At 63.0% G+C, this 22,726-nt stretch carries 27 protein-coding genes; 13 read left to right on the plus strand and 14 right to left on the minus strand.

Annotated features, from left to right (window positions below; genetic code table 11):
* Positions 1-22 precede the first annotated feature (22 nt).
* Positions 23-1,132: an LPS export ABC transporter permease LptG gene (gene lptG / locus CLU87_RS08300; protein WP_099730129.1), complete on the minus strand. Its 1,110-nt coding sequence runs from the start codon at positions 1,130-1,132 to the stop codon at positions 23-25.
* Entirely contained in the window at positions 1,129-2,235 is a 1,107-nt protein-coding gene (gene lptF, locus CLU87_RS08305) for an LPS export ABC transporter permease LptF (RefSeq protein WP_099732099.1), read from the minus strand. The genes lptG and lptF overlap by 4 nt, the downstream gene beginning before the upstream one ends.
* A 23-nt stretch (positions 2,236-2,258) precedes the next feature.
* Between lptF and CLU87_RS08310 the strand changes: the two genes are divergently transcribed.
* The 4 genes from CLU87_RS08310 to CLU87_RS08325 all read left to right on the plus strand — a co-directional run bounded on the left by CLU87_RS08310 (position 2,259) and on the right by CLU87_RS08325 (position 6,108).
* Positions 2,259-3,815, plus strand: a complete 1,557-nt coding sequence (locus tag CLU87_RS08310; RefSeq protein ID WP_099730130.1) for a leucyl aminopeptidase — start codon at positions 2,259-2,261, stop codon at positions 3,813-3,815.
* 6 nt (positions 3,816-3,821) lie between these two features.
* Positions 3,822-4,256 (plus strand): DNA polymerase III subunit chi, encoded by a 435-nt coding sequence (locus CLU87_RS08315; protein WP_099730131.1) that lies wholly within the window; start codon positions 3,822-3,824, stop codon positions 4,254-4,256.
* 392 nt (positions 4,257-4,648) lie between these two features.
* Complete coding sequence (locus CLU87_RS23470) at positions 4,649-4,849, plus strand: hypothetical protein (RefSeq protein ID WP_056064963.1); 201 nt, start codon at positions 4,649-4,651, stop codon at positions 4,847-4,849.
* A 131-nt stretch (positions 4,850-4,980) separates the two neighbouring features.
* Positions 4,981-6,108 (plus strand): branched-chain amino acid ABC transporter substrate-binding protein, encoded by a 1,128-nt coding sequence (locus CLU87_RS08325; RefSeq protein ID WP_056062370.1) that lies wholly within the window; start codon positions 4,981-4,983, stop codon positions 6,106-6,108.
* Between the two features lie 129 nt (positions 6,109-6,237).
* Here CLU87_RS08325 and CLU87_RS08330 read toward each other — a convergent pair whose 3' ends face one another.
* From CLU87_RS08330 to lexA, 3 genes are all read right to left on the minus strand, one after another.
* The gene (locus CLU87_RS08330; protein ID WP_056746014.1) at positions 6,238-7,245 is read right to left on the minus strand and encodes a D-2-hydroxyacid dehydrogenase family protein; all 1,008 of its coding nucleotides are present in this window, start codon (positions 7,243-7,245) and stop codon (positions 6,238-6,240) included.
* A 313-nt stretch (positions 7,246-7,558) separates the two neighbouring features.
* Positions 7,559-7,744, minus strand: coding sequence for a hypothetical protein (locus CLU87_RS23475; protein ID WP_056062375.1), 186 nt, complete (start codon positions 7,742-7,744; stop codon positions 7,559-7,561).
* 566 nt (positions 7,745-8,310) lie between these two features.
* Entirely contained in the window at positions 8,311-8,985 is a 675-nt protein-coding gene (gene lexA / locus CLU87_RS08340) for a transcriptional repressor LexA (protein ID WP_056062380.1), read from the minus strand.
* A gap of 83 nt (positions 8,986-9,068) precedes the next feature.
* On the opposite strand from lexA, the gene CLU87_RS08345 reads away from it, so the two are divergent.
* The 3 genes from CLU87_RS08345 to CLU87_RS08355 are packed head-to-tail and all read left to right on the plus strand — an operon-like array spanning position 9,069 to position 10,979.
* Entirely contained in the window at positions 9,069-10,028 is a 960-nt protein-coding gene (locus CLU87_RS08345) for an asparaginase (protein WP_099730133.1), read from the plus strand.
* A 19-nt stretch (positions 10,029-10,047) separates the two neighbouring features.
* Entirely contained in the window at positions 10,048-10,467 is a 420-nt protein-coding gene (locus CLU87_RS08350; protein WP_099730134.1) for a hypothetical protein, read from the plus strand.
* Between the two features lie 41 nt (positions 10,468-10,508).
* Positions 10,509-10,979, plus strand: coding sequence for a DUF6152 family protein (locus tag CLU87_RS08355; RefSeq protein ID WP_099730135.1), 471 nt, complete (start codon positions 10,509-10,511; stop codon positions 10,977-10,979).
* Between the two features lie 154 nt (positions 10,980-11,133).
* Here the strand turns inward: CLU87_RS08355 and adk are convergent, their stop codons facing one another.
* The 6 genes from adk to CLU87_RS08385 all read right to left on the minus strand — a co-directional run bounded on the left by adk (position 11,134) and on the right by CLU87_RS08385 (position 15,279).
* Positions 11,134-11,790 carry an adenylate kinase gene (gene adk / locus CLU87_RS08360; RefSeq protein WP_056062394.1) on the minus strand — a complete coding sequence of 219 codons (657 nt, stop codon included), beginning with the start codon at positions 11,788-11,790 and terminating at the stop codon, positions 11,134-11,136.
* A gap of 257 nt (positions 11,791-12,047) precedes the next feature.
* Complete coding sequence (gene kdsB / locus CLU87_RS08365) at positions 12,048-12,878, minus strand: 3-deoxy-manno-octulosonate cytidylyltransferase (RefSeq protein WP_099730136.1); 831 nt, start codon at positions 12,876-12,878, stop codon at positions 12,048-12,050.
* The gene (locus tag CLU87_RS08370; RefSeq protein WP_056062396.1) at positions 12,875-13,057 is read right to left on the minus strand and encodes a Trm112 family protein; all 183 of its coding nucleotides are present in this window, start codon (positions 13,055-13,057) and stop codon (positions 12,875-12,877) included. The genes kdsB and CLU87_RS08370 overlap by 4 nt, the downstream gene beginning before the upstream one ends.
* Positions 13,058-13,085: 28 nt before the next feature.
* Complete coding sequence (gene lpxK / locus CLU87_RS08375; RefSeq protein ID WP_099730137.1) at positions 13,086-14,186, minus strand: tetraacyldisaccharide 4'-kinase; 1,101 nt, start codon at positions 14,184-14,186, stop codon at positions 13,086-13,088.
* A gap of 5 nt (positions 14,187-14,191) precedes the next feature.
* Positions 14,192-14,626, minus strand: coding sequence for a biopolymer transporter ExbD (locus tag CLU87_RS08380; RefSeq protein ID WP_056062402.1), 435 nt, complete (start codon positions 14,624-14,626; stop codon positions 14,192-14,194).
* 5 nt (positions 14,627-14,631) lie between these two features.
* A complete protein-coding gene (locus tag CLU87_RS08385; protein WP_056062406.1) occupies positions 14,632-15,279 on the minus strand; it encodes a MotA/TolQ/ExbB proton channel family protein in 648 nt (215 codons plus the stop codon).
* 352 nt (positions 15,280-15,631) lie between these two features.
* On the opposite strand from CLU87_RS08385, the gene xseA reads away from it, so the two are divergent.
* Both xseA and CLU87_RS08395 read left to right on the plus strand, forming a co-directional pair.
* Positions 15,632-16,957 (plus strand): exodeoxyribonuclease VII large subunit, encoded by a 1,326-nt coding sequence (xseA, locus tag CLU87_RS08390; protein ID WP_099730138.1) that lies wholly within the window; start codon positions 15,632-15,634, stop codon positions 16,955-16,957.
* A gap of 209 nt (positions 16,958-17,166) precedes the next feature.
* Positions 17,167-17,748 carry a superoxide dismutase gene (locus tag CLU87_RS08395; protein ID WP_056062412.1) on the plus strand — a complete coding sequence of 194 codons (582 nt, stop codon included), beginning with the start codon at positions 17,167-17,169 and terminating at the stop codon, positions 17,746-17,748.
* 167 nt (positions 17,749-17,915) lie between these two features.
* Here the strand turns inward: CLU87_RS08395 and CLU87_RS08400 are convergent, their stop codons facing one another.
* Complete coding sequence (locus CLU87_RS08400) at positions 17,916-18,455, minus strand: DUF192 domain-containing protein (RefSeq protein ID WP_099730139.1); 540 nt, start codon at positions 18,453-18,455, stop codon at positions 17,916-17,918.
* Between the two features lie 194 nt (positions 18,456-18,649).
* Complete coding sequence (locus CLU87_RS08405; RefSeq protein WP_056644838.1) at positions 18,650-18,853, minus strand: hypothetical protein; 204 nt, start codon at positions 18,851-18,853, stop codon at positions 18,650-18,652.
* Positions 18,854-19,078: 225 nt separating this feature from the next.
* Between CLU87_RS08405 and icd the strand changes: the two genes are divergently transcribed.
* Complete coding sequence (gene icd / locus CLU87_RS08410) at positions 19,079-20,338, plus strand: NADP-dependent isocitrate dehydrogenase (RefSeq protein WP_015014237.1); 1,260 nt, start codon at positions 19,079-19,081, stop codon at positions 20,336-20,338.
* A 92-nt stretch (positions 20,339-20,430) separates the two neighbouring features.
* On the opposite strand, the gene CLU87_RS08415 is transcribed toward icd, so the two are convergent.
* On the minus strand, positions 20,431-21,342 hold the full coding sequence (locus tag CLU87_RS08415; protein ID WP_099730140.1) for a LysR family transcriptional regulator: 912 nt from the start codon (positions 21,340-21,342) through the stop codon (positions 20,431-20,433).
* Between the two features lie 106 nt (positions 21,343-21,448).
* Between CLU87_RS08415 and gstA the strand changes: the two genes are divergently transcribed.
* Genes gstA through CLU87_RS08430 form a run of 3 tightly spaced genes read left to right on the plus strand, consistent with a single transcriptional unit; the run spans position 21,449 to position 22,676 of the window.
* Positions 21,449-22,069 (plus strand): glutathione transferase GstA, encoded by a 621-nt coding sequence (gene gstA, locus CLU87_RS08420; RefSeq protein WP_233193738.1) that lies wholly within the window; start codon positions 21,449-21,451, stop codon positions 22,067-22,069.
* An 11-nt stretch (positions 22,070-22,080) separates the two neighbouring features.
* Positions 22,081-22,299 carry a 4-oxalocrotonate tautomerase family protein gene (locus tag CLU87_RS08425; RefSeq protein WP_056062421.1) on the plus strand — a complete coding sequence of 73 codons (219 nt, stop codon included), beginning with the start codon at positions 22,081-22,083 and terminating at the stop codon, positions 22,297-22,299.
* The gene (locus CLU87_RS08430) at positions 22,296-22,676 is read left to right on the plus strand and encodes a nuclear transport factor 2 family protein (RefSeq protein ID WP_056062424.1); all 381 of its coding nucleotides are present in this window, start codon (positions 22,296-22,298) and stop codon (positions 22,674-22,676) included. The genes CLU87_RS08425 and CLU87_RS08430 overlap by 4 nt, the downstream gene beginning before the upstream one ends.
* Positions 22,677-22,726 lie beyond the last annotated feature (50 nt).

Genomic DNA, 22,726 nt, shown 5'->3' on the forward strand with positions numbered 1-22,726 from the left:
GGGGCGGGGCGAGGTCAGGGTGTCAGCGTCTCAGCACCAGCCAGCCAAAGGCCGCCAGCGAGAGCAGGGAGTAGATCAGGCCGGGCGCTGCCGCTGTCAGCCATGGCGACCAGTTTTGCAGGTTGCCTGCATAGCCAAAGACGTTGTTGAGCAGGAAGAAGCTGATACCCGCCATCACGCCGCCGAACACGTAGCCCGCGATGCCGCCCGAGCGGAAATGCAGGTATGCAAAAGGCAGCGCCAGCACCACCATCACCAGACAGCTCAAGGGGTAGAACACTTTGCGCCAGAACTCGATCTCGTACTTTTGGGCAGACTGGCCGTTGGCGTTCAGGTGCCGAATGAACTGAAAGAGGTCCAGCGTGGCCATGCGGTCGGGCTTGAGCAAAGAGGCTGCCACCATGTCGGCACTGATCTTGGTCGGCCACTGCAGGGAGGGGCTCTCCAGGTGCTCCACGCGGGCCTCGTTTTTGTCGCTTTGCTGTTCAAAATGACTACGCTGCACCTTCTCCAGGGTCCACGCTCCATCTGAGCCGAACTGCCCTGACGCGGCCCGCGTCTGCGACGCCAAGCGGCCCTTGTCGTCAAACTCGAAGATGCGCACGTCCAGCATGCCGCCATTGGGGGTGAGCGCGCGCACGTTGACGGCAAAGGAGTGGTCTTCCTGCCGCTCTTTGAGCCATGCGCCCGTGGCCCCAGCTGTCAGCCGCCCCAGGTAGCGCACCTTGATGAGCTGGGCGGTGCGGTCCGTCAGGGGGGCCAGGTAGTCACCGACAGCAAAGGTCAGCAGCACGAAGACGCCACCCAGCGTGAGCAGGGTGCGCAGCGCCCGCCAGGGGCCCATGCCGCTGGTGCGCATGATGGTGAACTCCGAGCTTTGGGCCAGGCGCGCCATCACGAAGATGGTGCCAATAAGTACCGTGATAGGGAGAAGTTCATACAGGTGACTGGGAATGCTGAGAACCACAAACAGCAGCGCGTGCGATATCTGGTAGCCATCCTCCCCGGTGCGGCCTACCCAGCGGAGCTCATCCACCAGGTCAAAGAAGAAGAAGAGGGCCAGAAAACCCACGGTGACGAAAGTGACGGCGCCCAGTGCCTCACGGTGGATCAGGCGACGGATGGTTTTCATGCGGAATGCCCTCCTACTCCAGCAGATCGCCACAGGCGCCGCATCGTCCATTGGTTGTGGCGCACCGCCAGCACCAGCAGCGAGACCGCCAGCATGCCGCCATGCAGCATCACCATGAAGCTGGTCAAGCCCAGTCGATTGGCACCCACCCAGCTCTGGCCCAGGGTCATGAGGTTGTAGTAGACGATGAAGGCGAACAGCGCAAATACCATGCTGGTACTGCGCGCCGCGCGCGGGTTGACACTGGCGACAGCCAGGCCCAGCAGCACAAAGTTGAGCGCAGCAAGTGCGAGGCCCAATCGCCAGCCCAGCTCGGCGCGGTAGGCCGGTAGCGGCTGCATCACGAGGTCGTAGGTGGTGCGTGTCTTCACCGCCTGCTCTTCGGCCGATCCCGGTGCAGCGCTACCGATGCGGGTGCCATAAAGGCTGAACTCGCTGATCTTTACGCCGGGCTTGTCCCGCGAGGTCTCCAGGCGCTGACCGTCGCTCAGCAGGGCCATGCGTTCACCGCCCTGGGTCTCCAGCCGGGCGCTGCGGGCGGAGGTGACGGATTCGCGTTTGCCGTCATTGGCGGCAATGAAGACGTTGTTGGCGGCCTGCGTGTCGGGAGTGTCCTTGTCGATGAAGAACACCCGGCTGCCGTTGGACGACTCCTGGAACTCGCCCGGTGCAATGCGGTCGATGTCGCTGCGCTGCTCGTAGCGGGTCTTGAGTTCCTGGATCTGTGAGTTGGCCCAGGGCCACACCAGCAGCGACAGTACGGCAATCACCACCATCACCGGCCACGCAAAGCGCAGCAGGGGTCGCACCAGACTGATGAGGCCGCGCCCGCTGGCGAACCAGATCACCATTTCGCTGTCGCGGTACATGCGCGATAGCGTGCCGACCACCGCAATGAACAGACTGAGGCTGAGAATGGTGGGCAATTGCCCTAAGACGGTAAAGCCCATGACGAGCATCACGTCGGATGGGCTGACGCTGCCCTTGGAGGCCTGGCCCAGCGTGCGGATGAGCATCATGGTCATGACCACGGTCACCAGCACCACAAGGGTTGCGCCGAAGCTGCGCGCCAGCTCCTTGCGGATGGATGAATCGAATAACATTGGCTGGAAGGAAAACACCAATTATGAACTTTGATCTCAAGACCCTTGAACTTGCTGCGGCAGCCTCGGAGAAATGTGACCTGCTGATCGTCCTGCTTCCCGAGGGCTTCAAGCCGGGCAAGGACGCGCTGTCTGCCCTGGCGGCCTTGGCACTCAAGAACGGAGATCTGACCACCAAGGCGGGCAAACACCTGCAGCTGTATCAAGTGCCTGCCGTTGCAGCCCGCCGCGTGGTGCTGGTGGGATTGGGCGATGGGTCGGCGCGCGCAACGCGCCAGGCGCTGCAGGCACTGGGTGGTGCCATCAAGGCGCCTCAGACCAAGCGCGTGGTGCTGTGTTTTGCCGGCGCAGCCCCGGCGGCGTCTGTCAGCGCTGCCGTGCAGGCGGTGGCAGACGTGAGCTATGTCTACACCACCACCAAGACCAAGGTGGAGGCACGCAGCCTGAGCCGCTGTGTGGTGGGTGTGCCGGATGCTGCCAGTGCGCGTGACGGGTTTGACAGCGGGGTCGCCCTGGTCGCTGGTGTGGAGTTTGCCAGGGAGTGGGGCAACCGCCCAGCCAACCACGCCACCCCCAGCCTGCTGGCGGATGCAGCCAAAACCCTGGCCAAGCTGCCACGCATCCAGTGCAAGGTCCATGGCCCGGCAGAGGTGGCGCGTCTGGGTATGGGCGCCTTCATGGCTGTGGCAAAGGGCTCTGAAGAGCCCCTGCGTTTCATCGAGCTGCGCTACAACGGCGCTGCCAAGGACCAGGCACCCATCGTGCTGGTGGGCAAGGGCATCACCTTTGACACCGGCGGCATCTCGATCAAGCCCGCGCCCGAGATGGACGAGATGAAATTCGACATGTGCGGCGCTGCCAGCGTGCTGGGAACCTTCCGTGCGCTGGGCGAACTGCAGCCTGCCGTCAATGTGGTGGGCCTGATCCCCGCATGCGAAAACATGCCGGACGGGCGTGCTGTCAAACCTGGCGATGTGGTCACCAGCATGAGCGGCCAGACCATCGAGATTTTGAACACCGACGCGGAGGGGCGCCTGGTGTTGTGTGATGCGTTGACCTATGCAGCGCGATTCAAGCCTGCCGCCGTGGTGGATATTGCGACGCTGACCGGCGCCTGCGTGATCGCTTTGGGGGGCGTACGCAGTGGTTTGTTTGCCAATAACGACGGTCTGGCGGAGTCCTTGCAGGCAGCTGGTGAGGCCGCGCAAGACCTCTGCTGGCGCATGCCGCTGGACGATGACTATGCAGATGGCTTGAAGAGCAACTTTGCCGATATGGGCAACGTGGCGGGCCGTGCGGGTGGCTCCATCACCGCTGCCAAGTTCTTGCAGAAGTTCGTCGGCGACATGCCCTGGGCTCACCTGGACATTGCGGGTACTGCCTGGAAGGGAGGCGCGACCAAGGGTTCCACAGGACGCCCGGTCGGCCTGCTGGTGCACTATGTGCTGGAGCAGTCCAGGTCGCAGGTCCGACAAGCCAAGGCACCCAAGTCCGCGTCACGCTCCGTGACCAGGACGGCCGCTGCTGGAGCTGTGGGCAAGCCAGCCGCCAAGCGGTCCTCCAGCACCAAGGCTGCGTGACGCGTCATGACCGAGGTAGCCTTTCACTTCAACGCACCCGACAAGCTGGCCTACGCATGCCGGTTTGCGCGCAAGGTGCAGCGCAGCGGGGCTCGTTTGGTCATTGCCGCGCCTGCGGATGCGCTTCAGGCGCTGGACCGCATGCTCTGGTTATTGGCCCCCCAGGACTTTGTGGCCCATTGCCACGCCGACTCGGACGAGGAGCTGGTTCAGGCCTCTCCGGTGTTGCTGGCGCAGGATGCACGCCTGGCACCGCATCACGAAGTGCTGTTGAACCTGAATGCGGAAGTCCCGGAAGGTTTTGGCCGGTTTGACCGCCTGGTCGAAGTGGTGAGCGCCCAGGACGAAACCGACCGTGCCCAGGCACGTGCGCGCTGGCGCCACTACGCGTCCCGGGGCTACGCCATTACCCGCCATGATCTGGTGTTGAAAGCGGGCTGATGGCGCTCCCACCCAAAACCCCTCCGCGGTTTGTACCCACGCTCACCGAAGTGGTGCAGGTGCCTGGCGTGGCGCCCCTCGCGCCGGGGGCTTCAAATCCGGCAGTCCGCACCACCGTCCTGTCGCCGTCGCAGTCTGTGGCGTTGGCCAGGCCTGCATTGCCCACTGCGCGACCGGCTAGTGCGGCGCAGGTCGCTGTGCCCCCTGCCACAGAGCGTCCTGTGGCCTCCCCGGTGGCTGCGCCAACCCCTGTGGCTGCTCCCCAGGCTTCACGTTCTCCGGTATCGCATGTCCAACCTCGCCCGGCGGTTCATGCTGCCACCCCTGCTGGCCCAAAGCCAGGGGCTGCGCCCGTTGCGGCCCGCGCCTTGCCAGATGGGATGGAGGAGTACATGGTGCACCGCGTCATGCAGCGCGTGGATGTAGTGCTGGACCAGCGCTTGCGCGAAGCAATCGCCACAGTGGTGCAGGAGCAGACGCGGTCAGTGCTTCCGCGTCTGCGCGAAGAGATCGAATCGGTGGTGCGGCATGCGGTGTACGAGGCGGTGGCGGACGAGCTGGCCAGTGGTGCGCCCCCTGTGGCCAAGGGATGACAGGGTATTCCCCTGTGGTTTCTCTTGCGTTTAATCGTGTTCCCTAATGATCTGGCCCGTAAATTGCGATATGTTCGCCTGCGTTGAGACACAAGAAGATTCTCAGCGTTTATCTTTACTGGAGATTTGATATGCAATTGAAGTTGAAACTGACCGTGGTTGCTGCTATCGCGGCTGTTGCTGGTGTGGCCTCTGCACAAGAGCAGGTGGTCAAGATCGGCCACGTGGCTCCGGTTTCCGGCGCCCAAGCCCACTACGGCAAGGACAACGAAAATGGCGCCCGCATGGCCATTGAAGAGCTGAACGCTCAAGGCGTCACCATCGGCGGCAAGAAGATCAAGTTCGAGCTGCAGGCTGAAGATGACGCTGCCGATCCAAAGCAGGGCACTGCTGCCGCACAAAAGCTGTGCGACTCCAAGGTCGCTGGCGTTGTCGGCCACCTCAACTCCGGTACGACGATCCCCGCCTCCAAGGTGTACAACGATTGCGGCATCCCCATGGTGACGGGCGCTGCGACCAACCCCAACCTGACCAAGCCTGGCTACAAGACCACGTTCCGTATCATCGCCAACGACAACGCCCTGGGCGCTGGTCTGGCTTTCTACGCTGTGGACACGCTGAAGCTCAAGACCGTTGCCATCATCGATGACCGTACTGCTTACGGCCAAGGTGTTGCCGACGTGTTCAAGAAGACCGCTACGGCCAAGGGCATGAAGGTGGTGGACGAGCAGTTCACGACCGACAAGGCCACGGACTTCATGGCCATCCTGACCGCCATCAAGGCCAAGAACCCTGATGCCGTGTTCTACGGTGGTATGGACCCTCAAGCCGGTCCCATGCTGCGCCAGATGGAACAGCTGGGCATGGCCAACGTCAAGTACTTCGGTGGTGACGGCGTCTGCACGTCCGAAATCGCCAAGCTGGCTGCCGGTGCCAAGACCCTGGCTAACGTGATCTGCGCGGAAGGCGGCTCCTCGCTGGCCAAGATGCCTGGCGGTACGGCCTGGAAGGCCAAGTACGACGCCAAGTACCCCAATCAGTTCCAGGTGTACAGCCCCTACACCTATGACGCCACGTTCCTGCTGGTGGACGCTATGAAGCGCGCCAACTCCGTGGACCCCAAGGTGTACGTGAACGAACTCGCCAAGTCCAACTTCAAGGGCGTGACCTCCACCATCGCCTTCGAACCCAACGGCGAAATGAAGAACCCAGCGATCACGCTGTACGTCTACAAGGACGGCAAGAAGACACCTCTGTAATTGGAGTGTTGCTTTCTGCTGCGGGGCATTTCGGTGCCTTGCAGCAATCGCAAAAAAGGCTTCCCTCGGGAAGCCTTTTTTAATTGCGCGGTGTGGGCAGCGTTGCCAACGCCGCAACGGATTGATCTGTTAGCGCCTGACTTGTAGCGAGCCAGGATTCACGATGTTGGTAGGCGTGCCTTTGATGAAATTCACCACATTGTCGAAAGCTGCACCAAAGTAGAGCTCGTAGCTGTCCTGCTCCACGTACCCGATGTGTGGCGTGCAGATGCAGTTTTCCAGGCGGAGCAGGGCGTGGCCTTGCAGGATGGGTTCGCTCTCAAACACGTCCACGGCCGCCAGGCCCGGGCGACCCCGGTTGAGTGCTGCGATGAGCGCGTCGGGTTCAATCAATTCTGCACGTGACGTGTTGACCAGCAGCGAGGTGGGCTTCATGCACGAGAGGTCTTCAAGCGAGATGATGCCGCGCGTTTCGTCGTTCAGGCGCAGGTGCAACGAGATCACGTCGCACTGCGAAAAAAACTCTTCGCGCGTGGCGGCGGCTTGGTACCCATCCGTCAGCGCCTGCGCGCGTGAGGCTTCACGCCCCCAGACGCGCACGTTCATGCCAAACGCCCGTCCATAGCCGGCCACCAGTTGTCCGATGCGGCCGTAGCCCCAGATACCCAGTGTTTTACCCCGCAGCACGCTGCCGACTCCGAAGTTGGGGGGCATGGACGCGGTCTTGAGACCGGACTGCTGCCAAGCGCCATGCTTGAGGTTGGAGATGTACTGGGGCAGGCGGCGCATGGAGGCCATCACCAGGGCCCAGGTCAGCTCGGCGGGAGCCACAGGGGAGCCGACCCCTTCTGCCACGGCGATCCCCCGCTCGGTACATGCCGCTACATCAATGTGGCTCCCAATCTTGCCAGTTTGGGCGATGAGCTTGAGCCGTGGGAGCTTTTCAACCAGTTGGCGTGTGATCTGGGTCCGTTCGCGGATCAGCACAATGATGTCGGCGTCTTTGAGTCGCACCGAAAGCTGCCCCAGCCCTTTGACCGTGTTGGTGTACACCTTGGCGGTGTATGCGTCGAGCCGAGAGGCGCAATGCAGCTTGCGCACTGCATCCTGGTAATCGTCGAGGATCACAATATTCATGCCGACATTGTGCCTTGACGGGCGCAGGGGAATGCCACAGTGGCCGTGCTGGGCATACCAAAGCCTGCGGTTTTTGGTGACTGAGTGCTGCATGAGCCCCGTGGACGTACTTCTTGTCCTGCGCGTGCACGGAAGTCCGGACTCAGAGAGTGCCATGCACCACGACTGCTGCAGCTCGGTGCAGAGTTTTGGTCCTGCCGGTGCCCCGGTGTTAGACGTTTCCGGATCGAGCACTGCCTGACATTGCCGCAGCCTTGGTGCGCGGGGCGTAGAAGATGGCTTGGCGCTCGTGCCGCCTGCTGCGCTCTGCGAATCAGGCCCGGAGCGCCTCGGATGCTGCCAGGCGGTCCAGCTCTGCGCACACATCGGCCATGCGGCCAGCAATTACCAGGCGGCAGGTGCCTGTGTCAGAGGCCCGGCGCAGCACCCGGGTGGATTGTGGTGGGCAGTGGTCTGCACCCACTGACGCCAAAAAGGCCTGTCGTTTGCTGCCGGCCATGTGTGTTGGCAGGAAGGAGCGGTGGGCGGCAGCGGATCTGGTCGGGCTTTCTGGCGTTCGAACTGGAGGTTTGGCGGTAAAGGGCCAATTTCCGCGCAATGGACGTTGTGCCTGGGGCTCTGTGGAGTTGCTGGGAACCAGGGCTTGGGCTTCATCGCTGCGGGAGGCCGATGCTGGGGCGTTGCCTGGCCTGGCACGTCTCATGCCGACTGGCAGTGCCTGCAGGTCCAGTCGGTCTTTGGGTGCACTGGCTGGGTTGGCAAGCAGCTTTTTAAGACTGCGAAGAGGGTTCTGCACAGCAGACAGGGTGAACAAAGCAATTCCCATGTGAAAACTCCGAAAGTCGGGGGTTGAACATAGGCAGGATTGCAAAGTGGTCGAACACCAGTGCAGACAGACGCAGTGCGAGTTGATCCCTCGACCGTGCAGACAGCTGCTCCGCCGATCCATCAAGCATTGCCTGAGAGGCCTTGGCATTCAACGGGACCTGCACCGCAGGGCTGGTGAATCGGTTGTATCCGTTCACCAAACGCCCGCCACCCACGGTGCGGCCCCTGGGGCACACGCTACATCAGCATGGTGTTGCGGATAAGTCCCACTGCCAGTCCTTCGATTTCGAAAGGCTCGCCGGGCTGCACCACGATCACGGGATAGTCGGGGTTTTCGGGCAGCAACTCGATGGCAGTGGCCGTGCGGCGAAGTCGCTTGACGGTGACATCATCGCCCAGGCGGGCCACGATGATCTGACCATTGCGAGCCTCACGGGTGGACTGCACGGCGAGCAAGTCACCGTCCATGATGCCGGCGTCGCGCATGGACATTCCCCGCACCTTGAGCAAGTAGTCGGGCTTGTGTTGGAAGAGGCTGTTTTCCACGCTGTAGGTCTGATCCACATGTTCCTGCGCGAGAATGGGCGACCCCGCAGCCACCCGACCTACCAGGGGCAAGACCAGCTGCGACAGACCCGGGATGGGCAGGCTGAATTGGTTGCCACGGGCTGCGTTGATGGAGCGCACTGTGTCTCCGCGCAAGCGGATGCCGCGCGAGGTGCCGCTGACCAGTTCGATCACCCCTTTGCGGGCCAGGGCCTGCAGGTGCTCTTCTGCCGCGTTGGCTGACTTGAAACCCAGCTCGGCCGCGATTTCTGCGCGGGTGGGAGGCGCGCCGGTGCGTGCGATGGCGGTCTGGATGAGATCCAGAATCTGCTGCTGGCGGGCGGTGAGTTTGGGGTTGTCGAGCATGGTGGTTTCCGGTTCAGGCGGTTACAGTGGCGAACAACTGTTTTTTAATCCAGTAACTGTATTTTTCATCAGTTTTTCGGAGTATGCAAGTGAGTGGGCAAAAAATTGTGGTTTTGGGCACCGGTGGCACGATCGCGGGGACCTCTGCACAGGCGGGGGACAACATCGGCTACACCGCTGCCCAGGTGGGGGTAGAGCAACTTCTGACGGCCGTGCCAGGCCTGCAGACACTGGCAGGGGGCGCCTTGGCTGCTGAGCAGGTGGCGCAGATCGACAGCAAGGACATGGATTGCGAGGTGTGGCGCACGCTGGCTCTGCGGTGCGCGCACCATTTGAGCGACCCGGAGGTGAGAGGTGTGGTCATCACCCATGGCACAGACACCCTGGAAGAGACCGCGTGGTTTTTGCACGAGGTGCTGGATGCGCGCAAGCCCGTGGTGCTGACCTGCGCCATGCGGCCCGCCACAGCCCTGACCCCCGATGGACCCCAGAACCTGCTGGATGCGGTGGCTTTGGTGTTGGCACCGGGTGCAACAGGTGTGCTGGCCGTTGCTGCGGGTGAAGTGCATGGCGCTCGGCATGTGCAAAAAGTGCATCCCTACCGCGTCAATGCTTTCAGCTCGGGCGAGGCCGGTCCTTTGGGCTGGGTGGAAGAGGGCGTGGTCCGTTGGGCCTGCAATAGCCCGGTAGCGCATGCCAATCATGCCGATAACGCTATAAATAATATAGTGAATGCTGTTGCCTGGCCCTGGGTGGAAATCGTCATGAACCACGCAGGCGCGTCGGGCAGGGCGGTTGATGCCCTGGTGCGAGAGGGGGTGCAGGGCCTCGTGGTGGCGTGCACCGGCAATGGCACGATCCACCACGATCTGGAGGCTGCTCTGGTGCGAGCGCAGAAAGCCGGGGTGCGGGTGGTGCGCTCCACCCGCTGCGCCGAGGGACAGGTGCTACCCAAGCCGGGTGATGCGCTGCCTGCCTCGCAAGGCCTGTCGCCAGTCAAGGCGCGGGTCGCTCTGATGCTTGATTTGCTGCGGGTGGATTGATCGAAAAGGACTGCCAGCCGTGTTCACCGCACTCAAGACACACGCCTGGGCTTATCCAGCGCTCGAAGTCGTCCACATTGTGGGCATTGCGCTGTTGCTGGGCAATCTGGTGTTGCTGGAGTTGCGGGTGTTTGGGCGCGGTGCGGCCTTGCCGATGAAAGACCTCGCCCGGCTGAGTCTGACTTTGGCCGTGTGTGGCTTTGGATTGGCGGCAGCATCGGGTCTGTTGATGTTTGCTACCCAGCCTGCGGAGTTGCTCAGCAACCGCGCCTTTACCTTGAAGATGCTGTTGTTAATGCTTGCGGGCTGTAATGCGGCGTGGTTCCATGCACGTAATTCCCTCACGCGCCTGGACGGGCTGGCCCGCCTTCAGATGCTGGCATCCACCATGGTGTGGCTGTCGGTGGTGGCCTGTGGCCGCTGGATTGCGTACCTTTGATATGGCCCCTTGAACCGGGTTTTATTCCTGCGGGAGTCTTTATGGGCTTGCAACGTCGCCATGTGCTTATCGCCGCCAGTGCCTTGCCTTTGGGGGTGCACGCCCACCACGGCTGGAGCAGTTTCGATGCAGACCGACCGCTGTATCTGGAGGGCACAGCGCGCAAAGTGCGCTGGCAAAACCCGCATGCAGAGCTGGAGCTGGAACTGCCCGCAGCGCTCCGGTTGCCAGCAGACCTTGCGCAACGCGCGATCCCCGCGCAGACAGCGCCCGTGGATGGCCGCGCGCTGCTGGCCAAAACGGTGCTGCCCACCCGCAAGGACCGCGTCTGGGAGATTGAGCTGGCGCCTCTGACCCGCATGCAGGCGTGGCAGGTGCCGGAGATCAAGCCAGGCACCGCCGTATCAGTCGTGGGTTTTGGCCTGCGGGACGAAAAGGGCGAGGCGGTACTGCGCGCCGAGTACCTGTTTGTGGACGGCAAAGCCTACGGCCTGCGGTCCAGTCCTGCCTGAGTCAACGCACACGACCGCAGCAGGCGGCTGTCGCGGCTGCCGTGCTTCAAAAGGCGGCCCATGAAAAAAGCGACGCCCTGGTGCGGCGCGTCGCTTGGTTGGGGCTTGACCGCCCAACGTGTGTCAGGCGGTTTCTTGTTCCTGGTTCAATGTATCAGCTGGCCAGCGCCTGCAGCGCGCGTGCGGTGATCTCGTCCACACTGCCGGTGCCGCTGATAGCGCGGTACTTGGGCGCCACAGCGGGTTCGTCCTTGGCCCAGTTGCTGTAGTAATCCACCAGGGGGCGCGTCTGGTCGCTGTAGACCTGCAGGCGCTTCTTGACGGTTTCTTCCTTGTCGTCTTCGCGCTGGATCAGTTCTTCGCCGGTCACGTCGTCCTTGCCTTCCACCTTGGGGGGGTTGAACTTGACGTGGTAGGTGCGGCCGCTGGCGGGGTGCGAGCGGCGGCCGCTCATGCGCTCGATGATGGCGTCAAAGGGCACATCGATTTCGAGCACATAGTCCAGCTTGACGCCTGCGGCCTTCATGGCGTCGGCCTGGGGAATGGTGCGGGGGAAACCGTCGAACAGGAAGCCGTTGGCACAGTCTGCCTGCGTGATGCGCTCTTTAACGAGACCGATGATGATGTCGTCACTGACCAGGGCGCCCGAATCCATCACTGCCTTGGCCTGCAGGCCCAGGGGGGTGCCGGCCTTGACCGCTGCGCGCAGCATGTCGCCGGTGGAGATCTGGGGGATGCCGTACTTCTGGCAGATGAACGTGGCTTGCGTGCCCTTTCCGGCGCCAGGCGCGCCCAACAGAATCAGTCTCATGGATGTCCTCGAAGGTTAGAAATCGGGTGGCGCCGCTGGCGGGGACGTTCGAAGGGCGCCTGAAGCCGTTCTGTGCGCCCGGGATGCGGTGCTCTCGTTACAGTTGAGGATAGCATGTGACCACCTTGCGCTGACTTACATGGGTGACCGTTTCTAGGTCGGCGCCTCCACGTGCCCACTACGGCGCCCCGCTGTACGTCCCCAGTGCGTTGAAAGTGGGCCCGCAGTGCACACCGCACGGCGGCGCCAGAGAGCTTTCAGCGAAACAGCGCGCGTACCCGCTCCAGGTCCTCCGGCGTATCCACGCCAGGGCCGGGCGCTGCGTCTGCCAGGTGCACTGCGATGTGGTGGCCATGCCAGAGTGCGCGCAGCTGCTCCAGGGCCTCCACCACCTCGGTCGGTGCTGGCGCCAGCTGCGGAAATTTCCGCAAGAACCCTGCGCGATAGCTGTAGATGCCCACGTGCCGCAGCGGCGCAAAGCCTTGCAGTGCCTTGACGCCGGGCTGGGCGGCCTGTGCCGCGCCCTCCCACCAGGCCGTGCCCGCGTGGTCGCGGCCAAAAGGGATGGGTGAACGGCTGAAGTAATGGGCCAGACCCCGCGCGTCCAGCACCACCTTCACTACATTGGGGTTGGTGTAGTCGGCCAGGGACGCAATGGCATGGGCAGCGGTACCCATGCTGGCTTCGGGGCGCTTTCCATCACGGTCTTGCAGCAGGCTTGCCACGGCATTGATGAGGCCGGGGTCTATCAGCGGCTCGTCACCCTGCACATTGACCACGATGTCGTCGTCGTCCAGCCCCAGCTGTGTGCAGGCCTCGGCCAGCCGGTCGCTGCCGCTGGCGTGGTCGGCGCGGGTCATGACGGCATCCACGCCATGCACTGCGCAGGCTTGCAGGATGCGGGCATCGTCGGCCGCCACCACGACGCGGGTTGCGGCGCTCTGCGCAGCACGCCGGGCCACGCGCACCACCATGGGCAGGCCCGCAATGTCGGCCAGAGGCTTGTCTGGCAAGCGGCTTGAAGCCATGCGTGCCGGGATCAGCACGGTGAAGGGAGTGTGGGCTACGGCGGGCACGGGTGCGCTCACTGCTCCAGTTCCTCATCGGTCAGGGTACGGGCTTCGTTTTCCAGCAACACCGGAATTCCGTCGCGCACCGGGTAGGCCAGCCGCGCGCTGCGCGACACGAGTTCCTGCGCCTCGCGGTCATAGGTCAGGGGGCCTTTGGTGACGGGGCAGACCAGCAGTTCAAGCAGTTTGGGGTCCATGGGGGAGGAGCTTTCCGGGAGGGTTCGTTCAGGCAGGGGCAGATGATAGCGGCGGCCTTTGGGCTCCTGGGCCGGTCGTAATTCGATGGAGCCAGGCATCGAGGGCGGTAAAAAATTGCGGGTCCATCTGCGCGACCAGGGGAACAGCCAGTGCGTCAGGATGGCGGGTCCAGAGCTTCACGGCGTCTTTTTCAGTGCAAACAAGCTGCATGCGCTGGTCAGATATGCGCTGCCAGCTATCAAAATCATAGTGATCTGGCAGGGCCTCGGTGCGCTCCAGCTCCAGGCCCTGGGTGCGCAGCATGGCAAAAAACTCGCTGGGTCTGGCCACGGCTGCCACCGCATGCAGCGGTTGCCCCTGCAATTGGGCCAGTGGCACCTGCTGGCCGTTCGACCGCAGGGCATAGGGCGCCAGGCTACGCTGCAGCTCAAATGCAGGCGCCTTGGTCCCGTGCGGCGGCGCACTGCCTGCGTGCAGCACGATGTCCACGGCGCGGGGCCAGGGCTCCCGCAGCGGGCCGGCAGGCAGCAGAAATCCGTTGCCGATGCCCTGGTCATTGAAGATGCAGATCTCCAAGTCCCGCTGCAGCGCCAGGTGCTGCAAGCCGTCATCGCAAATAAGAACGTCGGTGTCAGGGTGAGCGGCCAGCAGCGCGCGTGCGGCAGCGATGCGGCGCGGGGCCACAAACACAGGCACTGTGCCACCCGCCGCCACGCTGCGGGCAATCAGGGCGGGCTCGTCGCCCACCTCACTGGCCAGGCTGTCAGGCAGTACCGCACGGCAGTCGTGCGTGCTGCGGCCATAGCCGCGCGAAATCACGCCCACGCGCAGGCCGCGCGCCTGCAGGTGTTTGGCGAGTGCGATGACTACCGGGGTCTTGCCGGCGCCTCCGGCAATCACGTTGCCCACCACGACGACGGGGCGGCCCGGGTGTTCGGAGCGAAGCCAGCCCCTGCCATACAGCCAGCGGCGCAGCGCCACCAACGCGCCATACATCAGGGAGACGGGCCACAGTGCCCAAGCCGCTGGACCCCGGGACTGCCAGATGTTGTGAAGCCGTTGTTCGGCCGTGGGCGGAGAGACCTGCGGGGCCGAAGCCCGGGGCGGCTGCGGCCCGAAAGCGGCCATGCCCGTCAGCGGCTGGCCGCGCGTCCCGACGCGGACGACTGCGTGGCAAACGTGATCTGCGTGAGGCCTACGCGGCGCGCGGCTTCCATCACGGTGACCACGGACTGGTGTGGCGACATGGCGTCGGCGCTGATGATGACCACGCTGTCGCGGCCTGCGGTGGCGGCACTGCGCAGAGCCTGGGCGATGGCATCCACACTCTTGCCTTCCACGCCGGTCTTGTTGACGGCGTAGCGGCCGTCTGCGGCCACCGACACGATCACTTCCTTGGGATGGTCGCGCTGCTGCTCGGCATCGGCCACGGGCAGGGTGAGTTGCAGCTCCGTGAACTTGCTGTAGGTGGTGGTGAGCATCAGAAAGATGAGGATCACCAGCAGCACGTCGATGAACGGGATCAGGTTGATCTCGGGCTCATCCTTGGCGCGGGGACGAAAGTTCATGGCGCTTACTTGGCTTTGCGCAGGCGCAGGATGTGGCGAACGAATTGCTCCGACGCCAGCTCCAGCGTGAGCAGATACGCGTCCACGCGGGCCCGGAAGTAGCGCCAGAAGATCAGCGAGGGGATCGCCACGATCAGGCCAAACGCGGTGTTGTAGAGCGCGATGGAGATGCCATGCGCCAGCTGGGCCGGGTTGCCGCCACCCATGGCCTGGCCCACACCGCCGCCGCCAGCCTGCGAGCCAAAGATCTCAATCATGCCGATGACGGTGCCCAGCAGGCCCAGCAGTGGCGCGGCTGAAGCGATGGTGGCCAGGGCCGACAGGTACTTCTCCAGCCGATGCGCTACCGCGCGGCCGGTGCCTTCCATGGCGGCGCGCAGGTCGGTTTCGCTGCACTGGGGGTTGCTGTTGAGGGTGCGCAGGCCGCTGGCCAGCACTTCACCCAGGGCCGAGTTCTGGGCCAGCTGGTTCACCACGTCGGGGGTGGGCAAGGCCTTGGACGACACCGTGATGGCTTCGTCGAGGAGTTTGGGGGGGGCCACGCGGGCCGTTTTCAGGGCCAGAAAACGTTCAAAAATCAGTGCCAGTCCCAGGACGGAACACGCGATCAGGGGCCAGATGGGCCAGCCTGCGGCTTGTATGATGGACAGCAAATCTCTCTCCGCGCAGATGAAAGCAATCGGCGATTATGGCCTAGCTTGCGGCGGCCACCGCGTCACAAACCGTTACGTTATCGCGCACGCCACCCATCACCGCGCTCACCCACAAAAACTGTGGATAACTTTGTGGGCAACCCACATCCACAGCCTCGCAAAGTGGCTTCGCGCCGTGCTTGCAACAGATTGATGAAAAATTGTGCAGTGAAAAATGTATATAAATCAACAGCTTGCACGTGCTCTCGTGTTTTGCAGCCGATTGGGGTGCCCAGTTTGAAGGTAACTCCCGCTGGCTCGAAACTGTGGAGTACTCGCCGGGGGGGCGCGGCGCCAACGCGCGCCGTTTCTCATGTTTGATCGTTCAAGCCCAGCAGCGGCGCCCCGTATCTGGGAAGTTGGCGCGCTGTGCCGCGCCATTGCTGATGCCCTGGAGGCGCGCTTCAATCCTGTCGCGGTGCGCGGCGAGATTACGGGCTTCTCGCGCGCGTCCAGCGGTCATTGTTATTTTTCGATCAAGGACGCCAACGGGCAGTTGCGCTGCGCCATGTTCCGCCGCGCAGCCACGTTGCTTGACTTTTCGCCGCGCGATGGTGAATTGGTGGAAGTGCGCGGGCGTCTCGGTGTGTATGAGGCACGTGGCGACCTGCAGTTCATCGTGGAAAGTATGCAGCGCGCGGGGCAGGGCGCGTTGTTCGAGCAGTTCCTGCGGCTCAAGGCGCAGCTCGACGCCGAAGGCCTGTTCGACACGGCGCGCAAGCGCCCGCTGCCGCTGCAGCCCCGCGGCATTGGCCTGGTCACGTCAGCCGGCGCAGCCGCGCTGCACGATGTGGTCACGGCGTTGCGCCGGCGTGTGCCGCACATTCCGGTGGTGCTGGTGCCAGCGCAGGTCCAGGGTGTGGCAGCCCCGCCGTCGATCATTGCGGCGCTATCAAAACTGTATCTGCTCGCGCAAGCGGGGCAGGCGCCTGGGGCTGATTCGAACCGGCATCCGCCCATTGACGTGATTTTGCTGGTCCGTGGAGGCGGCTCCATCGAGGACCTGTGGGCGTTCAACGACGAGCAACTGGCCCGCACCATCGTGCAAAGCCCGGTGCCGCTGGTCAGCGGCGTGGGGCATGAGACCGATTTCACCATCGCTGACTTTTGCGCCGATCTGCGCGCTCCCACGCCCACCGCGGCGGCCGAGCTGGTGGCCCAGCCGCGCGAGGTCTGGCTGGGCGCGCTGGATTTGCTGGCAGGCCGGCTGAGCGATGGTGTGCAGCGCCAGCTGGATACCCGCCACCAGCGGCTGGACCAGGCCGCAGCCCGCCTCGGCCGTCCCTCGGGCCTGGTGGCGCGCCAGCAGCTGCAACTGGCGCGCCTTGCGCAGCGCATGCGCCATGGGGTGCTCCTGAAAATGCAGCGCCTGGCGCAACGCCAGCAAACACTGGAAACCCAATTGCCCCAGGCTTTGCAACGCAGTGCTGCGCAGCACGCCGAGCGGCTGGACCGTGCTGCCTTGCGGCTGGAGCTGCTGGACCCACGCTTGGTACTGCAGCGCGGTTATGCGCTGCTGACCGACACCAGCGGCCAGGCGGTGACCAGCGTGCGCCAAGCCCAGCCGGGCGACGCGCTGCGGGCCACGCTGGCCGACGGCGCCGTGGATGTGACGGTGTCGCAGCCACGGTTGCTGTGAGCGGATCGCGGAGGGCGAGGGCGGCAGGGCTTTTTTGTAGGACAGCGGCGGTTTGTGGCGTTGCGGGTGGGGAACCGGGAGCCCACATGCTGCACAGGTCACCTGATGTTCCTACAATGCCCCCTTCGCGCTGTGTCCGACTGCATTGCTCAGGAAAGCCCGCGTTGCAGACGGCATCCCAGAATTTCAAACCACGAGGAAACACCACCATGGAACACACCCTTCCCCCGCTGCCCTACGCCATCGACGCCCTGGCCCCGCACTACAGCCAGGAAACCCTGGAGTACCACCACGGCAAGCACCACAACGCCTACGTGGTGAACCTCAACAACCTCCAAAAGGGCACCGAGTTCGAATCCCTGACGCTGGAAGAGATCATCAAGAAGGCCAGCGGTGGCATCTACAACAACGCTGCGCAAATCTGGAACCACACTTTCTTCTGGAACTGCATGGCTCCCCAAGGTGGCGGTGAGCCATCGGGCGCACTGGCCGCAGCCATCAACGCCAAGTGGGGCAGCTACGCCGCTTTCAAGGAAGCCTTTGTGAAGTCCGCCGTGGGCAACTTCGGTTCGGGCTGGACCTGGCTCGTGAAGAAGGCTGACGGCAGCGTGGACATCGTCAACACCGGCGCCGCCGGCACGCCCCTGACCACCGCCGACAAGGCCCTGCTGACGGTGGACGTGTGGGAACACGCGTACTACATCGACTACCGCAACATGCGTCCCAAGTTTGTCGAGACCTTCCTCGACAAGCTGGTGAACTGGAAGTTTGCTGAAGCCAACTTCGCCTGATCGACCCGCGCAGTCGCGGTGTGGCGCTCACATCGCGCAGGCAACAAAAAACGGCCCGAGGGCCGTTTTTTGTTGCACGACAGAAAATTTGAAGTGTTTTCGACTGGATGCGCTAGTGAATCATGGTTCTATTGCTATTGAATGTGTAGCATCAGCAGCCCTTGGCGTCACTGCCGGGCAAACGGAGTCCCACTGAGTTTGGCCCCGGCCTTGATGCCCTTCTTGGCAAACCAGCCCTGGTTCATCTCCAGCACGTAGCGCACGGGCTTGGCCGAACAGTGTGAATCCAGTGTCTGGGGCTTCATGTCCTCCAGGTTCACGATGGTGCCGTCATCGGCAACGAAGGCCGCCGTGAGCGGCAGCAAGGTGTTCTTCATCCAGAAGCACTGCTGGGAGGGCTGCTCAAACACAAAGAGCATGCCTTCGTGCGCGGGCATTTCCTTGCGGTGCATCAGGCCGGTCTGGCGCTCCTGGGGGGTGAGGGCGACCTGGGCGTCGATGCGGTGCATGCCGGCCGTCAGTTCCACGCGCCGCAGGTTCATCTGCGGGCCTTCCTGCGCCTGAGCGACCCCAGCGGGCGCGGCCAGTGCACATGCCGCCAGCCAAACCCCCCAGGCTCCAACGGCGCGGCGGGCACGGCTGGGAACACCGGTCGCCCCGCGCAGTGCGGGAAGCGGGAAGGCTGGGAGGGCGCGTGAGGCGGTCATGGGCGGGACTTTCTGGCAAAAAAGGCGACACAGGGTGCGGCAGCTGCGTCAGGGACGGACTGCAGTGCTCGCAAAAAGTTCAGGTGGTGCGCAGAGTATGCGAAGCACCAAAGAAAACGCCCGCAGGAGCGGGCGGTTTTTGAATCAGCGAAGGCCTGAGGGCCCCGTGGCGGGTATGTCAGGCCTTGCGATGTTCAGGCGGCCTTGTGGGCGGTTTTCTTCTTGGCGACCTTTTTGGTGGTCTTTTTCTTGGCGACCTTCTTGGTGGCCGGTGCTGCTGCCTGGGCCGTCATGGGAGCGGCTGCGGGAGCGGTGGTGGCAGGGGCGGCTGCGGGTGCCTGTGCAAAAGCACCAGCAGTGAACAGACCGGCCACGAGGACAGCGAGGAGTTTTTTCATATATGCCGTTTCCAGTGTGAACGAAGGTTGAAGGGCCGGACGAATTCCGTACGGCTCCACTCGCAACGATAGCAGCGCGCGGCCCGTTGACAGGGTCTTGGACGAAATTTTTTGTCATTAGAATGGTTTGAAACCACACTGGCGCGCCTGCGGCGGTGCTTCTTTTCCTCGCTTTGCCCCTCATCGACCGAATCAGACTCGGCGCACACCGGAGACTCCCCACCCATGACCACCTACCAGCACATCGTGGTGCCTGCCGAAGGCCAGAAAATCACCGTCAACGCCGACATGTCCCTGAATGTGCCGGACGAGCCCATCATTCCCTTCATTGAGGGTGATGGCACGGGCCTCGACATCACGCCCGTCATGATCAAGGTGGTGGACGCAGCCGTGGCCAAGGCCTACGGCGGCAAAAAGAAAATCCACTGGATGGAGGTGTACGCGGGCGAAAAATCCACCAAGGTGTACGGTCCCGATGTGTGGCTGCCCGATGAAACCCTGCAGGTGCTGCGCGAGTACGTGGTGTCCATCAAGGGCCCGCTGACCACGCCCGTGGGCGGCGGTATCCGCTCGCTGAACGTGGCGCTGCGCCAGGAGCTGGACCTGTATGTGTGCCTGCGCCCTGTGCAGTATTTCAAGGGCGTGCCCTCGCCGCTGAAGGAGCCTGAAAAGACCAACATGGTCATCTTCCGCGAGAACTCGGAAGACATCTACGCCGGCATCGAGTTCGAGGCCGAGTCGGACAAGGCCAAGAAGCTCATCAAGTTCCTGCAGGACGAGATGGGGGTGAAGAAGATCCGCTTCCCCAACACCTCTGGCCTGGGCGTGAAGCCCGTGTCCATCGAGGGCACAGAGCGCCTGGTGCGCAAGGCCATCCAGTACGCGATCGACAACGACAAGCCCAGCGTGACCATCGTGCACAAGGGCAACATCATGAAGTACACCGAAGGGGGCTTTCGCGACTGGGCCTATGCCCTGGCACAGAAGGAATTCGGTGCTGAGCTCATCGACGGAGGCCCCTGGTGCCGCCTCAAGAACCCCAAGAACGGCAAGGAAATTACCATCAAGGACAGCATCGCCGATGCCTTCCTGCAGCAGATCCTGCTGCGCCCGGCCGAGTATTCGGTCGTGGCCACGCTGAACCTGAATGGTGACTACATCTCTGACGCGCTGGCGGCACAGGTGGGCGGCATCGGCATTGCCCCTGGCGCCAACATGTCCGACTCGGTGGCCTGCTTTGAAGCCACCCACGGCACGGCGCCCAAGTACGCGGGCAAGGATTACGTCAACCCCGGCTCCGAGATCCTGTCGGCCGAGATGATGCTGCGCCACATGGGCTGGACGGCGGCTGCCGACCTGATCATCAGCTCGCTGGAGAAGTCGATCGCATCCAAGAAGGTGACCTACGACTTTGCCCGCCTGATGGAAGGCGCCACGCAGGTCAGCTGCTCGGGGTTTGGGCAGGTCATGATTGACAACATGTAGTCGCATCCGCCTTGGCTTCGGGGCGGTTCAAAACGTCTCCATAAAAGAAGAACCCTGGTGCGTCATTCGGACCAGGGTTTTTTGTTTGCGCCTCAGCGTCCCAGCGCGCGTACCAGATAGTCGATGAGCACCCGCACCCGCAGGGGCATGTGCCGGTTGCCTGGGTAGATCAGCGAGAACGGGCGTGACGCGCCCGCATGCCCCGCCAGCACTTCGACCAACTGGCCGTTGCGCAGATCCTCCTCCACCAGAAAACGGTACGTTTGTACCAGGCCTGCTCCTGCGCGGGCCAGCGTGATCTGACCCAGGATGTCATCAGCACAGCGCAACTTGCCCTGGGTCGGCCATTCCATGGTCTGGCCCTCGTGCACCAGCAACCAGGGAACGACCTGCCCGCTGCTCGGCAGCACGAACTGCACGCATTCATGTCGTTCCAGCTCGTCTGGTGTAGCGGGTGCGCGGTGGCGTTTCAGGTAGGCCGGGGCTGCGACAACGATCAAGGCCGCGTCCTCCAACTTGCGAGCCACCAGGCTCGAATCTGGCGGTGTTCGGCCGCGGATGGCGAGGTCAAAACCTTCCTCGGTGAAGTCCACGTTACGGTTGGACAACTGCAGTTCTATCTCTATGTCGGGGTACTTCTTGCTGAACGCGGGCAAGAGAGGCAGTACGCGATGGTGGCCGTACGAAGTGGGCAGGCTCATCCGCACAAGGCCTGCTGGCTTGAGTTGCTGGCCCGACGCCTCACGCTCTGCCTCGCTGAGTTGCGTCAGCGCCTGTCGGCATTGGTCGTAATAGCGCTGCCCAACCTCCGTCAGGCGCACTTGGCGCGTAGTGCGCATGAGAAGGCGCACGCCCAGACGCTCCTCCAGCCGTGCCACTGAACGGCTCACGGCAGCCGCCGTGAGTCCTGTGGCCTTGGCTGCCGCAGTGAACCCCTGGTGCTGCGCCGTCAGGCAGAACAACTCAATGCTGCCCAGGCGAAGGTTGTCGAATTGCCGGTTCATTGTTGATTCTTATGTAATTAGTGATTTGAAATGAATCTAGTTTATTGTCAATTTCATCGCAAATACAGTTGCTGCATCACCAACCACGGACGTAAGGAGTCCCCAGATGCAGAACTCGATCAAGCTTTACTACTCTCCCGGCGCATGCTCGCTGGCGACGCACATTCTTCTGCGCGAAACAGGCACGCCATTCACGCTGGAGAAGGTGGATACCCACAAACACACCACCAGCACTGGCGGTGACTTCTATGCCATCAGCCCCAAAGGCCAGGTGCCTGTGATCGAACTTGCTGATGGGACGCGGATCACCGAAGGGCCGATAGTTGCTCAATATGTGGCGGACCGGGCGGGCGCACGCACCCTGATGCCCCCCGCAGGCAGTCTGGAGCGCTACCGGGTCATGGAGTGGCAGAACTACGTGACGGCGGAACTGCACAAGTCTTTCACCCCGCTGTTCCACAGCGATGTGGATGCCAATGCCAAGAAGGCGCTGGCTGCTGTGCTTTACAAGAAGCTGGTCTGGCTCGACGGACAACTGGCTGGCAAGAGCTACCTCACGGGCAGCGATTTCACTGCCGCCGATGCCTATCTGTTCGTGGTGCTGGGCTGGGCCAAGTTTGTTCAGATCGACCTGGGGGAACTGCAGCACATCGGCAGCTTCATGGCGCGTGTGGCAGCCCGCCCCGAGGTCCGTGCCGCGATGCAGACAGAAGGCCTCGTAGCCTGAGGAATACTCCCATGCCTTACATCAAGATCCAGATCACCCGCGAGGGTGCATCGCGCGAGCAAAAGGCCCAGCTGATTCGGGGCGCTACCGACCTTGTCGTGCAGGTGCTCGACAAGAACCCTGCCACTACTTTTGTTGTGATCGAAGAAGTGGATACCGACCACTGGGGCATCGCTGGCGAAACCGTGACCGTGCTGCGTGAGCGGGCGAAGAAAGGCGGTGCGCAATGAGTAGCGCCGCTGACTTTGCCGCCATCCATTCGGTGCTGGAGCTGTACCTCGACGGCCTTTACCACAGCGACACAACGCGCCTGGCCAAGGTGTTTCATCCGCAGGCCCTGTACGCCACGGCGGTGGGAGAGCAACCCATCTTCTGGCGCATGAACGAGTACTTCCCGGTGGTGGATGCTCGCCCAGCCCCTGCGGCGAGCGGCCAAGGGCGCACCGACCGCGTGCTCTCCATCGACCTGGTAGGCCCCGTCACGGCACTGGCCAAACTCCAGTGCTCCATTGCGCCCAAACATTTCATCGACCTGCTGACGCTGCTCTGGCTGGACGGACGCTGGCAGATCGTCTCCAAGGTCTTTCATTACGACATCAGAGATTGACATGAATATTCTTCGACCTTTCTACAAGCCGTTTCTCTCTTCAGTGGGCG

The sequence above is a fragment of the Acidovorax sp. 59 genome (assembly GCF_002754175.1).
Classification (GTDB): Bacteria; Pseudomonadota; Gammaproteobacteria; order Burkholderiales; family Burkholderiaceae_C; genus Acidovorax; species Acidovorax delafieldii.

What these genes read in the sequence shown, in the direction of transcription:
- lptG (WP_099730129.1), bottom strand. Translation starts at nt 1,132, where the DNA reads ATGAAAACCATCCGTCGCCTGATCCACCGTGAGGCACTGGGCGCCGTC.
- lptF (WP_099732099.1), bottom strand. Translation starts at nt 2,235, where the DNA reads ATGTTATTCGATTCATCCATCCGCAAGGAGCTGGCGCGCAGCTTCGGC.
- CLU87_RS08310 (WP_099730130.1), top strand. Translation starts at nt 2,259, where the DNA reads ATGAACTTTGATCTCAAGACCCTTGAACTTGCTGCGGCAGCCTCGGAG.
- CLU87_RS08315 (WP_099730131.1), top strand. Translation starts at nt 3,822, where the DNA reads ATGACCGAGGTAGCCTTTCACTTCAACGCACCCGACAAGCTGGCCTAC.
- CLU87_RS23470 (WP_056064963.1), top strand. Translation starts at nt 4,649, where the DNA reads ATGGTGCACCGCGTCATGCAGCGCGTGGATGTAGTGCTGGACCAGCGC.
- CLU87_RS08325 (WP_056062370.1), top strand. Translation starts at nt 4,981, where the DNA reads ATGCAATTGAAGTTGAAACTGACCGTGGTTGCTGCTATCGCGGCTGTT.
- CLU87_RS08330 (WP_056746014.1), bottom strand. Translation starts at nt 7,245, where the DNA reads ATGAATATTGTGATCCTCGACGATTACCAGGATGCAGTGCGCAAGCTG.
- CLU87_RS23475 (WP_056062375.1), bottom strand. Translation starts at nt 7,744, where the DNA reads ATGGCCGGCAGCAAACGACAGGCCTTTTTGGCGTCAGTGGGTGCAGAC.
- lexA (WP_056062380.1), bottom strand. Translation starts at nt 8,985, where the DNA reads ATGCTCGACAACCCCAAACTCACCGCCCGCCAGCAGCAGATTCTGGAT.
- CLU87_RS08345 (WP_099730133.1), top strand. Translation starts at nt 9,069, where the DNA reads ATGCAAGTGAGTGGGCAAAAAATTGTGGTTTTGGGCACCGGTGGCACG.
- CLU87_RS08355 (WP_099730135.1), top strand. Translation starts at nt 10,509, where the DNA reads ATGGGCTTGCAACGTCGCCATGTGCTTATCGCCGCCAGTGCCTTGCCT.
- adk (WP_056062394.1), bottom strand. Translation starts at nt 11,790, where the DNA reads ATGAGACTGATTCTGTTGGGCGCGCCTGGCGCCGGAAAGGGCACGCAA.
- CLU87_RS08370 (WP_056062396.1), bottom strand. Translation starts at nt 13,057, where the DNA reads ATGGACCCCAAACTGCTTGAACTGCTGGTCTGCCCCGTCACCAAAGGC.
- lpxK (WP_099730137.1), bottom strand. Translation starts at nt 14,186, where the DNA reads ATGGCCGCTTTCGGGCCGCAGCCGCCCCGGGCTTCGGCCCCGCAGGTC.
- CLU87_RS08380 (WP_056062402.1), bottom strand. Translation starts at nt 14,626, where the DNA reads ATGAACTTTCGTCCCCGCGCCAAGGATGAGCCCGAGATCAACCTGATC.
- xseA (WP_099730138.1), top strand. Translation starts at nt 15,632, where the DNA reads ATGTTTGATCGTTCAAGCCCAGCAGCGGCGCCCCGTATCTGGGAAGTT.
- CLU87_RS08395 (WP_056062412.1), top strand. Translation starts at nt 17,167, where the DNA reads ATGGAACACACCCTTCCCCCGCTGCCCTACGCCATCGACGCCCTGGCC.
- CLU87_RS08400 (WP_099730139.1), bottom strand. Translation starts at nt 18,455, where the DNA reads ATGACCGCCTCACGCGCCCTCCCAGCCTTCCCGCTTCCCGCACTGCGC.
- CLU87_RS08405 (WP_056644838.1), bottom strand. Translation starts at nt 18,853, where the DNA reads ATGAAAAAACTCCTCGCTGTCCTCGTGGCCGGTCTGTTCACTGCTGGT.
- icd (WP_015014237.1), top strand. Translation starts at nt 19,079, where the DNA reads ATGACCACCTACCAGCACATCGTGGTGCCTGCCGAAGGCCAGAAAATC.
- CLU87_RS08415 (WP_099730140.1), bottom strand. Translation starts at nt 21,342, where the DNA reads ATGAACCGGCAATTCGACAACCTTCGCCTGGGCAGCATTGAGTTGTTC.
- gstA (WP_233193738.1), top strand. Translation starts at nt 21,449, where the DNA reads ATGCAGAACTCGATCAAGCTTTACTACTCTCCCGGCGCATGCTCGCTG.
- CLU87_RS08425 (WP_056062421.1), top strand. Translation starts at nt 22,081, where the DNA reads ATGCCTTACATCAAGATCCAGATCACCCGCGAGGGTGCATCGCGCGAG.
- CLU87_RS08430 (WP_056062424.1), top strand. Translation starts at nt 22,296, where the DNA reads ATGAGTAGCGCCGCTGACTTTGCCGCCATCCATTCGGTGCTGGAGCTG.